An 11,967-nucleotide genomic window follows, 5' to 3' on the forward strand; every position below is an offset into this window, starting at 1 on the left:
CTTTTGAGCTTCACAAATGTGCCATACATCAACACTTTGCCAATGTAATTATTGCTAAAGTTGATTATTTCCATTTTGAAACCAATCAGTGCGTCCGTAAGCTTCCCTTAGAAATAGACACTTAAAAAGTAGAGCTTTCTGGCATTATTTAACGCCAGGAGGTTTTACATGAAGAAGTCACGCTTCACTGAGACACAGATCGTCTCGATCCTCAAGGAGGCCGACGCCGGAGTTCTGGTGAAGGGCATCTGCCGAAAGCGGCATCTCCGAGCCAACCTACTACAACTGGAAGTCCAAGTACGGCGGCATGGAAGCTTCCGATCTCAAGCGTATGAAGGAGATGGAAGCGGAGCTGTCTCGGCTCAAACGAATGTACGCTGACCTCGCGCTGGAGAACCATGCGCTTAAGGACCTGATCGAAAAAAAGCTCTAGGGCCGCAGGCGAAACGCGAAGCAGTGGTTCACCTGGTCGAAGAACACAAGCTGACCGTGCAGCAAAGTTGCTCCTGTGTTGGCATTTCTCGTGCGGCCTTCTACAGAGTTCCGAAGCCTTCATCTGAGCGCGATGGGCGCGTCATCGATGCTTTGAACAAGCAGATGGAGCGTCATCCTCGATGGGGGGTTCTGGAAGTCATTCAAAGCCCTTCGCCGCACGGGCCACAGATGGAACCATAAGCGCGTCTTTCGGGTCTACTGTGATCTGAAGCTCAACCTAAAACGCCGGGCTAAGAAACGGCTGCCAAAGCGGATTAAGCAACCTCTTCGGGTGCCTCAGCAACCGAACCAGGTGTGGTCGGCAGATTTTATGAGCGATACGCTCTACTGTGGGAAAACCTTTCGCACCTTCAACGTCATCGATGATTTCAATCGCGAGTGTCTCAGCATTGAGATCGACACCTCGATCACCGGCGGGCGTCTGATCCGCCTCTTCGAGCGGTTGAAGCAGGAGCGTGGCCTTCCTCACGTGCTGAGAACTGATAATGGCCCTGAGTTCCTCAGTGACGACTTCGTTGCCTGGGCTGAGACGCTGGAATGATGATCCACTACATCCAACCTGGAGAGCCGAACCAGAACGCGTACATCGAGCGGTTCAATCGCACCTACCGGGAGGAGATCCTAAGCCTGTATGTTTTCCAGAGCCTCAGCGAGGTCCGGGAGATTACCTACTGGTGGATGAACGACTACAACGAGCTACGCCCGCATGACGCTCTCGGGGATCTGACACCCGCTGATTACATGAATCGCTACACCAGAAACTCTACTTATGAAATGTCTACTTGACGGGGAAGCTTACGGGACGGCTTTAACGGGGGAAGTGTTTACAAATAAGCATTAAATAGCGATTTCTCATATATCACAATGCCACCGCTTGTCAATCCTTATGGTATATTTGTGGTTGATAGGTAACATCTACTCTGACCTGCCCCCGTGAATCGGTCCAACCTCAGTGTAAGATACAGAGGTAAAACCTGACAGGAGGATCAGATGGCCAAGAAGAGATTTCGCCCCGAGGAGATCATCACCAATTGCGGGAGGCAGATGTCCTGCTAAGCAAAGGGAGTACAGTAGAGGAAGTGGTTAAGGCTCTTGGTGTAACTGAGGGGACCTATTACCGCTGGCGGAAAGAGTTCGGCGGGATGAAGGTCAGCTAGGCCAAGCGGATAAAGGAGCTTGAGCAGGAAAATGCCCGTCTGCGCAAGGCGGTGAGTGACCTGACCTTGGACAAGCTAATTTTTCAGGAGGCGGCAAGGGGAAACTTCTGAGCCCCCCCCATGTCAAAATAGTTGTCGACTCGATAGCTCACCTGTAATGTAGGGGGCAGAGGAGACAATGAATGGCGTTTGCCGCTGCACCTTGGGCATTTAAACCCTTCGGGCCAGCGGAATTCCTCGATGGATTCCTCGCACAACGTTTCTGATCCATACTGTGCGTAGAACTCGTCCAGGCTGATGCCCTTTTTAAGCTGAATCTCACTCTTCACATCAGTCCTCCTAGCACGGGTCCGTATTATGCCATTCAGGTGAACAAGGATATAGAAGAGACTGGGAGGGAATTCTTAGCGGACCTTTTGTTGTCAATCAATGGCATGTCATCTATCGAATTGAATTGTTAAATTGCCCCTTCCTTTCCTGCTCAATATAACCTGTTTTAAGCTGCAATATTTGACCAGGATCAAGGCAGACCACCGATAAGGTCACCGTAACCCCATAGTATAGTACCGGTTATAGCCATAATTATTCCCAGTTGACAAGCTACTCCGTCCAAATGACTTTGGCGATCTGCCTCAATCTCTTCTGGAGTTGGTACAAAATTACCACCATCGACAGTAGCCTGAGCCTTAAGCCAATCTGCAAGCCCCATTCGAATAATGGGCCTGAAGCTCAAAAAAACACCAGTCATAGTTAAAACTGCTCCAGATCGGCCAAACCAATGCCACTTATGGGACATATAGCTGACGACCGATGATGCCCCTACAGCGAATCCACCCGTAAATACAAGTAACCGTGTATTTGCCAATATATGTCTCAATCTACACCTCGCAGCAATGAATTTAGGGCGTGTTATCCCATACCGCCATTTCTCGTCGTATTCCCACCGCTGGAATCTCCCCGACCCGTGCAGGTCGTTGAAGAGGCACCTCCCGAAGAAAAAGAAGAAAGTCGTGGAGGTATTCCGTTTCGCCGAGTGGATGGCGATCATTGAGGCGATGGAGGCGTACTACCGGCCGGTGGCGAAGCTGATGGTCATCACGGGCATGATCGCCTCGGGAAAGCGGCGCTTAAGAAGTCGCATGTACGTGACGGCTACTTGTACGTGCAGCAATCCATCGTACAGGGGGAAGAATCCGACGAACTCAAAACCGTGCACCGGGAGCGGCGGATACTTCTGACGAAAGCTTTAACGGAAATCCTTGATGAGGCCGCGTCTAAGGCCTCAGGCGAGTACCTCTTCACTATGGAAAACGGGATGACCTTCACCGCTGAGAGGTTTCAGCGGCGGGTATGGGTTAAGGCATTGAAAAAAGCTGGCGTAAAGTACCGGAAGCCCTACACGACCAGGCACACATTCGCGGCGTGGGCTCTGGCGATCAGGACGGACCAGAACCGGCTGGTGAACCTGATGGGGCACGCCAGCAAGCAAATGATTTTCGAAGTTTATGGCCGCTACGTGGAGGGGCCGGAGCAGGACCGCCTGAAGATCCTCGCCTACTTCGGCAGGGACTTCAAGCGGGGGGGAAATAGCGGTCGCAGTTCGACCACCTGCGAAAGTTCCTGCGAAAGCGGGAGCAAAAAAAAAGGAATCCCGAAGGATTCCTTTGTTGTAAGTATGGAGCGGGAAACGGGGTTCGAACCCGCGACTTCAACCTTGGCAAGGTTGCACTCTACCACTGAGTTATTCCCGCTCAACAGAGATCCGTTTTATAGCAAAACGCCTTTGAGCCGTCAACCCAAAAAATTGTTCTTGGGCAGGTTTTTTTATGGGGCGGGAAAAAGGCTCGCAGGGTCGGCACCTTTCGCGGATTGGCTCCCCTGGCGGCTTCGCGACGCCTACTATTTCCCGGTGAGCAGCTTCCTGATCATTTCGTAGATCTCTTTGGGCACGAAGGGCTTCATCAGGATCCCCTTCGCTCCGGCATCGAGAGCGGCCTGGGTATCGCAGTCGAAATCGGAGGCGCTGGCCACCAGCACCCGCGCGTTGGGGTCGAAGGCGAGCAGGTCCTTGGTCGCCTCGATGCCGTTCATGTCCGGCATGTAGATGTCCATGATCACGATGTGCGGGCGCAGGGCGCGGTACCGCTCCAGCGCCTCGGCACCGTCGCCTGCCTCTCCGACCACGGTGAACCCGATCTTCTCCAACACGGCACGCAACACCTGGCGGAAAAAAATCTCGTCGTCAACGATGAGTATCCTCACGTCCTTCAAAGCCATGCAGACCTCCGAACGCTGATTCCACAGTTAATCCGTTCAGCATATTCTTATACTTTTTCTAAAATTAAAAGTCAAAAATGCAGTCTCATTTTTTTCATGCTCTCAACCGGTACACGGCTGCCAGCGCATGGCCGCTGTAATAGTGACAGAGGCGCTCGAAACCAAAGGAAGCCAACTGTCTGTCGAGTTCGTCGTGGCTGTAACTCCTGGCACTGCCGTCACAGCTGTAATAATGCCGCAGCATCGATCCACAAAAAACCGTATCGGGATATCTGCTGTTTACTTCAATGAGGAGATAACCTCCGCGACGCAGGTTGGCCACCACGTTTTCCAGGTACTGCTTTTTCAGGTTTCTGGTCGCCAGGATGTTGAAGACGAAGGTGCAAACGACCAGGTCCACCCCCAGCCCGGCCTGCGCCAGCCCCCCTACCGTCAGCAACCCGGCCAGCCTTCCCGCCTCGGGATGGGCCGCCAGCGCCTTGACCTGTCCCGGCACGTCGGCCGCGAAAACCTGGAAACCCTCATCGGTGAGGTAGAGCGCGTTGCGCAAGAGTCCCGCGCCGTAGTCGAGCACCCTGCGCACCTTGGCGAGCCTGAAAAAGCGCGTGTAACGGATCACGCTGCTGGCTGGTCTGATCATGGCGGTCTCCCGGCTGCCGCCGCGGACGCTGTCGCTGGCCCGCTGCGGGATGTGGGGTTTTGCACCCGGACAATTGTATAGCAATCCGTCAAAAGATTAACCAACGCAAATCTTATTTTCCGCGTCGGATCCGTTTACGATTTTTTGCAGAAATGGGTTGACAGCCGGCGGGAGCGTTACTATTATCATGACCTGTAAAGGGGAGTAGCTATCGGCCGGAGAAATGGCCGACCTCTGGTTCGTCAAGACGGTGGCAACACCCGGGCCCGAGGATAATTCATCTAACAGCAAGACCTTTACCTGTAGCGAGCAGTCGCCCCGGGTAAAGGTCTTTTTTTTTATCGTTACATGGCGCCGCCAGGCTGTTGACGGCGCCCCTTGCACCTGGCAAATATTTGAAAGGAGAGGGAAATGGAACAGAAACAATACATCACGCATGTGAAAAGAAAAACGACCAGAAAGAAAAAGGAGACCAGGGAACCGGTATTGAAGAACGTGGTGTCGCTCAGGGTGAGCGACCAGGAGAAACGCCTCCTGGAGCGCCTTACCAAGGCGACCTCGCTCAACGTATCGGACCTGGTGCGCGAGGCGATCGGCTTCTGGCTCGCCAAGGGCATCCGCAAGGGACGCGTCCGTGGCGGCGCGACGGGAAAGATCCCGGTGCAAACCCTGCAACTGGCCGGCAACTGAGCCACCCGAACCAACCACCCAACAGGAGAAACGACATGAAACGCAACTTCGCCAAAGCTTTCGCACTTCTCGCCGCGGTCTTCATGCTGAGCGCCACGGTGCTGGAAACCAGCGCCCATGCCCGGGCGGCCGGCGGGCGCTCCATCGGGAGCCGCGGCTCCCGCAGCTACTCGACCCCGGGAACCACGTACCGCCAGTCCACCCCTTACCAGCAGTCGGCACCCTCCCCCATAGGACAGCCGCAGATGCAACAGCCCTCGCCCGGGGGCGGCTTCCTGCGCAGCATGGCCGGCGGCATCGCGGGCGGCCTTTTGGGCGGCATGCTCTTCAGGGGGCTCGCCGGCGCGGGCGGGATGGGCTACGGCGGCGGTGGCATCGGGCTGTTCGACATCCTCCTTCTGGCGGGCATCGGCTACCTGATCTACCGCATGGTGCGCGGACGGCGTGCGCAAACCCAGCTGCGGAGCGTCGCGACCGGCTACGGCTCGCAGGGGAACGACACCTACCAGCAGAGCATCCCGGCCTCCTACCGCGTCGACGAGCCGGTCCGGGACGACGTCCACACCGGTCTCTCCCACCTGCGCCAGATGGACCCCGGCTTCGACGAAGCCCGCTTCAAGGACCTGGTGATGGATAACTTCTTCAAGATCCAGGGGGGATGGATGAACCGCGACCTGCAGGCGCTCTCGCCCCTGCTCACCCCCGAGATGCAGGGGGTCTTCCGCGAGGACATCGAGCGCCTGCTGCGCGAGGGGCGCGTGAACCGGCTGGAGAATATCGCGGTGCGCAGCGTGGAACTCGCCGAGGTCTGGCAGGAGGCGGGACAGGACTACGTCACCACCCTCATCTACGCCAACCTGCTCGACTACACCACCGACGAGCGCGGCACGGTGCTCGAGGGGAGCAAGAGCGATCCGGTGAAGTTCGAGGAGTACTGGACCTTCACGAGGCCCGTGGGCAACAATGCCTGGCGCTTGGCGGCGATAAGCCAGAAACAAGGTTGAGGTTGAGGAAAAGCTGAACCTGACACCGAAGTCATCGCTAAAGGTAACAATGAAAAAACGGGCACCCGTCTCTGGAGTGCCCGTTTTTGTTAAACGCCTTTCTCAGCCTCAACCTTAACCTCAACCTGCTCGATCCAGCACCGCCCTCACCTTGTGCAGCAGCGCCATCGGCTGCACCGGCTTCATGATCAGGTCGACGCTGTCGTCGAGGACGCCGCGGGTTTTCATGAAATCGGCGGTGTAGCCGCTGGAATAGAGCACCCTGGCGCCGGGGTCGACCCTCCGGATCTCCTCGAAGGCCTCCCGGCCGTTTTTCCCCGGCATGATGACGTCCATCAGCACCAGGTCGATCTTGCCGCGGTGCTCGAGGAACTTCCGCACGCAGTCGCCGCCGTCCACCGCCAGCACCACCTGGTAGCCGTACTTCTTGAGCAGCGTTTCCACGAGCCCCCTGACGCTCGCATCATCCTCAGCCACCAGTATCGTCTCGGTGCCCATCTCGGGCACCGCCAGGTCCGGCTCTGAGGCGTGCCCCTCCGCCCCGGTGGCCGCCTCGGGGAGGTAGATCTTGAAGGTGGTCCCCTCGCCCGGCTCGCTGTAGACGTTGATGAACCCCTTGTGCTGCTTGACGATGCCGTACACGATGGACATCCCCAGCCCCGTCCCCTTGCCGACCGCCTTGGTGGAGAAGAAGGGTTCGAAGATCCTGTCGCGGGTCGCCCGGTCCATGCCGCTGCCGGAGTCGGAGACGAGGATGCAGGCGTAGCGCCCCGGGGCGCCGTACCCCTGCGACCGGGCATAGGCCTCGTCCACCTGCTGCCAGCAGGTCTCGATGGTGAGGGTGCCGCCGTCGGGCATGGCGTCGCGGGCATTGGTGGCGAGGTTCATGAGGACCTGTTCCAGCTGGGTGCCGTCGGCCAGGACGTTGAGCGGGTCGCGGGCGGGGGTGAACTGGAGCTCCACGTCCTCGCCGATGATGCGCAGCAGGAATTTCTGCACCTGCCCAACCAGCACGTTCAGGTCCAGGACGCGCGGGTTCATGACCTGCTTGCGGCTGAAGGTGAGCAGACCGCGGGTGAGCTGGGAGCCGCGCTCGGCGGCCGCGATGATCTGCCCAACCTGGTCGTGCTGCAGCCTGCCGAGCGAGCCGTCCAGCTCCAGGAAATTGCCGTACCCCACGATGACGGTGAGGATGTTGTTGAAGTCGTGGGCGATCCCCCCGGCCAGGTGCCCGATCGCCTCCATCTTCTGGGACTGCCTGAGCTGCTCCTCGAGGTGCTTCTTCTCGGTCTCATCGCTGATCACGCAGGCGATCCTGGTGTTCCCTCCCCGGTCCTCGACCGGCGTGAAGGTCACGCTGATTACGCGCACCCCGCGGTCGGGATAGGCCTCTTCCGTCTCGAAACGTACCGACTGACCGGCGAGACAGGCGTCCAGGTGGTGCTTGACCTTGGCGAAATACGCCTCACCGACGACCTCGGGCACGGTCCGCCCCACCACCTGCTCCAGGGTGAGGTCGCGGTAGCGCAGGTAGGTGCCGTTGGCCATGCGGTAGCGGTAGTCGCGGTCCAGGACGCACACCAGGTCACGGGAGCACTCGACCACCTTCTGGTACTCGAGCAGTTGTTCCTCGGAGCGCCTCTTCTCCGAGATGTAGTTCGCCTGCTGGGCGTTCTGCTCCGCCAGCCGGGAGAGCTGGTGCATCGCCTCCAGTTCCTGGGCTACCCGGGAGCTGGCGATGCCGAGCACGGTCTCGATGAGGGGGCGGTTACGCAGCGGCGCCAGGCTCATGATGCCGAGGAGCCCCATCCCCTCCCCCTGGGCGTCCCAAAGCGGCACCGCCGCGTACCCCTCCACCGCCAGGTCGCGCAGGATCTTGTCCTGCGGGAACAGCGCGGTCACCCCTTCCGGGTAGACACAGAGGCTCTTCCCCACCACGTTGTCGCAGGGGGTGCCGGCAAGGCGGTAGCTGATGTCGCTCCCCTCCCCCGACCGGGCGTAGAAGCCGTGGGTGCGGGCCCAGCCGGGCTCGTCGCCGAGTCGGGCCACGAAGGCGTAATCGACGTCGAGGCAGGTGGCGAGGTGCCGGTTGATGCCGTAGAGGAGCTTGTCGCCCCGGTGCCTGGCCCCGCAGTCGTTGATGAAGTAGAGCGTCTCCTCGATCAGCTTCCGGTCCGCGGCCTGCCTGACGATCTCGTCGGTCTTTTTGCGCACCTGGAGACGGAGCAGGATGATGAAGATGCCGGCAACGGCGAGGAACAGGACCAGTCCGATCAGGATCGGGGCGAGCCAGCCGGGCACGACGTGAATGGAGGCCGCGCCGCCGTGGGACCAGCGGTCCAGGGCCTTGTGGTAGGGCGACCCCTCGGTGCCGCGCCACCCCTCGAGGTAGCGGTCCAGGGTGGCGAGGAGACCGGCGTTGCGTCCCTTGCCCGTGGCGAGAAAGATATCGAAGGGGTTGAAGATGATGCCGGAGGAGACCAGGCCGTACTGGTACTGCTTGGCCGCGCCGAAGGTGTTGTTGACCACCCCGGCGTCGACCCGGCCGGCAACGACCGCCTGGAAGATCTCCTCGAAGTTGCCGTATTCCACGAAGCGGCAGTTGATGCCGAACTTCTCCACCATGTTGCGGAAGCTCGCGCCGTTGAAGTCCCGCTTCATCACCGCGACCGTCTTCCCCTCGACGTCCTTGATGCTGTTCAGGTTCGCCTTGCGCGGGACGTAGAGCTCCCCCCACACGGTGAGCAGGGGCACCTTGCCGTAGTCGAGGAATTGGGCGCGTTCGCTGGTCCAGGCAACGCTGGTGAGCAGGTCGACCTCGCCGTTCTTGATGCGGGAGATCCCCTCCGCCCAGTCGCCGTAGACGTATTCGACGCGCCACCCTTCCCGGCGCGCGATCTCGGCGAGGGTGTCGACGTAGAAGCCCTGGACGCTGCCGTCCTTGGCCTTGAAGATGCCGGGATAGAAGTTGAACGCGGCGATGCGCACCGTCTGCTGGACAGCACAGGCAGGGGGAGTGTGGAGGGCGAGCAAACCGAGCCAGAGCACGGTAAGCATGATAAAAAGTCGTGCGGTAACGCGCTTCACGCAGAAACTCCAGAAAACAGGGGCCTGGATACTGCCGGAAGAAACAGGAGGAGCTTGCGAAAAATGGGGCCTATAGTACACAGCATCTGCTGACTTGTCCAGCCACAAGGTGCTCCCCTCCCCATGGCGGGTCCGCGGTCAGGCCGCCCCCTCGGCCGTTTTGAAGATGGTGGGGACGTCCAGGATGAGGGCCACCGAGCCGTCCCCCAGGATGGTGGCGCCGGACATCCCCTCGACCTGCTGGTACATCCGCCCCAGGGACTTGATCACGGTCTGGTGCTCCCCGATCACCCAGTCCACCACGAGCCCCACCCGTTTCCCCTCCAACTGGCAGATGACCACCTGCTGGATCGGGGGGGCCTTCCCCTCGATGCGGAACATCTTCCTGAGCGGGATGTAGGGGACCAGCTTCTCGCGCACCAGGAGCAGGTCGCGCCCGTGCCCCTGTTCGATCTCCTTCTCGGTGAGCAGGATACATTCGTCCACCATGGCCAGGGGCATGACGAAGCGGTCCTTGCCGATCTGCACCAAGAGGCTCTCGATGATGGCCAGGGTGAGCGGGATCTTCAGGGTGATGCAGGTGCCGCGGCCCGGCTCGCTCTTCACGTCGATGCTGCCGCGCAGCCCCTCGATGGCCTGCTTGACCACGTCCATGCCGACGCCGCGCCCCGAGACGGAGGTCACCTTGGCCGCGGTCGAGAAGCCGGGAGCGAAGATGAGCTGCCAGATCTCGCGGTCGGCGAGTTCCGCACCCGCGGAGATGATCTTTCTCTCCACGGCCTTGGCCCGGATGGCGTCCACGTTCAAGCCGGCCCCGTCGTCGCGGATGGTGATCAGCACGCTGTCGCCGGAGTGCACCGCGGCGAGGTGGATGGTGCCGCTTCGCGGCTTTCCCTTGGCCAGGCGCTGTTCCGGCGTCTCGACGCCGTGGTCGATGCTGTTACGGATGATGTGCACCAGGGGGTCGTTGAGCTTCTCGATCACCGTCTTGTCCAGCTCGGTGTCGGCCCCCTCGGTGGTGAGCTCGATCTCCTTGCCAAGCTCCGCCGAGAGGTCCCGGACCAGCCGCTTGAACTTCGAGAAGGTGGCGCCGATGGGGAGCATCCTGATGTCGAGCGCGTTGTCCCTCAAGTCGTTGGTGAGCCGCTCCACCTCCTCGGCCACCGATACCAGCTCGGCATGCCGCTTCAACTCCTGGGCCACCAGGCTCAGGCGCGCCTGGACCGTCACCAGCTCGCCCACAAGGTTCACCAGGAGGTCGAGCTTGTCCGCGCTGACCCGGATGCTGGAGGCGGCTTCCTGGCTCTGGGTCTGGGCCTGCCGCTCCTGGCGCATTTCCTTGACGTGCTGCTGCTCGACCAGCGCCGAGGTGATGGTGGCGGCGTTGACGAGTCCCGCCTCGAGCGCCAGCTCGCCGAATTTCTTCTGTTTCCCCAAGAGCTCGTCCATCTGCTCCGGCGTCAGGTCGCCGCGCTCGATGAGGATCTCGCCGAGTTTCTTGTATCCCCCCGCCGCCTCCTCGACGCTGCCGTCGTCGATGACGGTGACGCTCAGCTCGCAGGAGTCGGTGACGAAGATGAAGACGTCGTCGATGGCGTCCCTTCCCGCGCAGGTGCTGAGGATCACGTCCCAGTACAGGTAGCAGAGCTCCGGATCGAGCGCGTCCAGGGTCCGCATGTCGCAGGTGTTGGCCACGACGCGGCACGGCCCGAGCTCCTGCAGCTCGCGCAACAGGCTCAACGGGTTGACGCCGCTGTTGAAGATCGCGGGTTCCGGCCGGAACCGGATCCGGTAGGTGACCATCGGCGCCGCCGCCTCAACCTTTTCCGGTGCGCCCTGGGCAACCGTTGGCGCCCCTTCCTCCCCCGGGTCGGGGACCAGGGCGCGAAAGCCCCTGATCACCTCTTCGTTTCGTTGCACATCGGCCGGCGCGCCGCTCTCCGCGGCCTCCAGCATGGCGAGGATGCGGTCCCGCGCGGCGAGGCTCAGGTTGACCAGCTCCTTGCTCACCGCCAGCTCGCCGTTGCGCACCAGGTCGTAGACCGTCTCCACGTTGTGGGTGAACGAGGCGATGTCATCGAAGCCGAACATGGCGCCGGAGCCCTTGATGGTGTGCATGGTCCGGAACACCCGCCCCACCAGCCCGAGGTCGGCAGGGTTATCCTCCATCTCGAGCAGCGCCTCCTCGAGGTCCGCCAGCAGCTCCCGTGCCTCGTCCTTGAACGCCTGGGCAAAAGCATCACTCATACCGCCACCTTATCCGTGTCGATGTGCCAGACGCAGGTCCTGTCGACGTCCATCACGCACCCCTTGAGCCTGGGCATCCCCGCCACCGCGGCGGTCGCCGCCAGCGCTTCGTTGCGGCCGGTAACCGTGCAGGGTAGCCCCCGCGCCACGGAGGTCCTGTGGCAGCTGCACAGAAGCTGCAGCCCGGTCACGTCGATGTCGGTGAGCCCGGCCACGGAAAGCTCCACCGGCTTGCCCGCGGCGAAGGCCTGCAGCAGCCGCTCCCTGAGCTCCCCGACATTGGCTATGGTCATCTCCCCCGAGAAGGTGACCAGGGTACGGTCCTTCCTCTTCGATACCTTCACGTGTGCCCCGTCCATGGTTTATCCTT

Annotated in this window: 8 protein-coding genes, 1 tRNA gene and 3 pseudogenes; 5 read left to right on the forward strand and 7 right to left on the reverse strand. The window is 60.4% G+C overall.

All coding sequences use genetic code 11. The features are described from left to right. The first annotated feature begins 168 nt into the window (after window positions 1-168). Both KOL99_RS08440 and KOL99_RS21605 read left to right on the forward strand, forming a co-directional pair. Window positions 169-1,281 (forward strand): annotated as a pseudogene (locus KOL99_RS08440) (IS3 family transposase). A gap of 204 nt (window positions 1,282-1,485) precedes the next feature. After that, window positions 1,486-1,754: pseudogene (locus tag KOL99_RS21605) on the forward strand (transposase); the annotation flags it as partial. Here the strand turns inward: KOL99_RS21605 and KOL99_RS08450 are convergent. After that, on the reverse strand, window positions 1,736-1,981 hold the full coding sequence (locus tag KOL99_RS08450; protein ID WP_216510018.1) for a transposase: 246 nt from the start codon (window positions 1,979-1,981) through the stop codon (window positions 1,736-1,738). The pseudogene KOL99_RS21605 and the gene KOL99_RS08450 overlap by 19 nt on opposite strands. Window positions 1,982-2,808: 827 nt before the next feature. On the opposite strand from KOL99_RS08450, the pseudogene KOL99_RS21985 reads away from it, so the two are divergent. Then, window positions 2,809-3,147, forward strand: a pseudogene (locus tag KOL99_RS21985) (tyrosine-type recombinase/integrase); the annotation flags it as partial. Between the two features lie 181 nt (window positions 3,148-3,328). Here the strand turns inward: KOL99_RS21985 and KOL99_RS08460 are convergent. The 3 genes from KOL99_RS08460 to KOL99_RS08470 form a co-directional block, all read right to left on the reverse strand. Beyond that, window positions 3,329-3,403: transfer RNA gene (locus tag KOL99_RS08460), tRNA-Gly, on the reverse strand. Window positions 3,404-3,551: 148 nt separating this feature from the next. Next, window positions 3,552-3,929, reverse strand: coding sequence for a response regulator (locus KOL99_RS08465; protein WP_216510019.1), 378 nt, complete (start codon window positions 3,927-3,929; stop codon window positions 3,552-3,554). A gap of 94 nt (window positions 3,930-4,023) precedes the next feature. Next, window positions 4,024-4,569 (reverse strand): class I SAM-dependent methyltransferase, encoded by a 546-nt coding sequence (locus KOL99_RS08470; RefSeq protein WP_216510020.1) that lies wholly within the window; start codon window positions 4,567-4,569, stop codon window positions 4,024-4,026. A 411-nt stretch (window positions 4,570-4,980) separates the two neighbouring features. Here KOL99_RS08470 and KOL99_RS08475 point away from each other — a divergent pair, with 411 nt between their 5' ends. Together KOL99_RS08475 and KOL99_RS08480 are read left to right on the forward strand one after the other, a co-directional pair. Beyond that, window positions 4,981-5,259 (forward strand): ribbon-helix-helix protein, CopG family, encoded by a 279-nt coding sequence (locus tag KOL99_RS08475; RefSeq protein ID WP_216510021.1) that lies wholly within the window; start codon window positions 4,981-4,983, stop codon window positions 5,257-5,259. A 35-nt stretch (window positions 5,260-5,294) separates the two neighbouring features. Then, the gene (locus KOL99_RS08480; protein WP_216510022.1) at window positions 5,295-6,263 is read left to right on the forward strand and encodes a Tim44 domain-containing protein; all 969 of its coding nucleotides are present in this window, start codon (window positions 5,295-5,297) and stop codon (window positions 6,261-6,263) included. A 120-nt stretch (window positions 6,264-6,383) separates the two neighbouring features. Here KOL99_RS08480 and KOL99_RS08485 read toward each other — a convergent pair whose 3' ends face one another. The 3 genes from KOL99_RS08485 to KOL99_RS08495 form a co-directional block, all read right to left on the reverse strand. After that, window positions 6,384-9,350: an ATP-binding protein gene (locus KOL99_RS08485; protein WP_328760018.1), complete on the reverse strand. Its 2,967-nt coding sequence runs from the start codon at window positions 9,348-9,350 to the stop codon at window positions 6,384-6,386. 138 nt (window positions 9,351-9,488) lie between these two features. Continuing rightward, window positions 9,489-11,597, reverse strand: a complete 2,109-nt coding sequence (locus KOL99_RS08490; protein ID WP_216510023.1) for a chemotaxis protein CheA — start codon at window positions 11,595-11,597, stop codon at window positions 9,489-9,491. Further along, window positions 11,594-11,956: an STAS domain-containing protein gene (locus KOL99_RS08495; protein WP_216510024.1), complete on the reverse strand. Its 363-nt coding sequence runs from the start codon at window positions 11,954-11,956 to the stop codon at window positions 11,594-11,596. The genes KOL99_RS08490 and KOL99_RS08495 overlap by 4 nt, the downstream gene beginning before the upstream one ends. Window positions 11,957-11,967: the final 11 nt, after the last annotated feature.

The organism is Geomonas azotofigens (assembly GCF_018919395.1).
Taxonomy (GTDB): Bacteria; Desulfobacterota; Desulfuromonadia; order Geobacterales; family Geobacteraceae; genus Geomonas; species Geomonas azotofigens.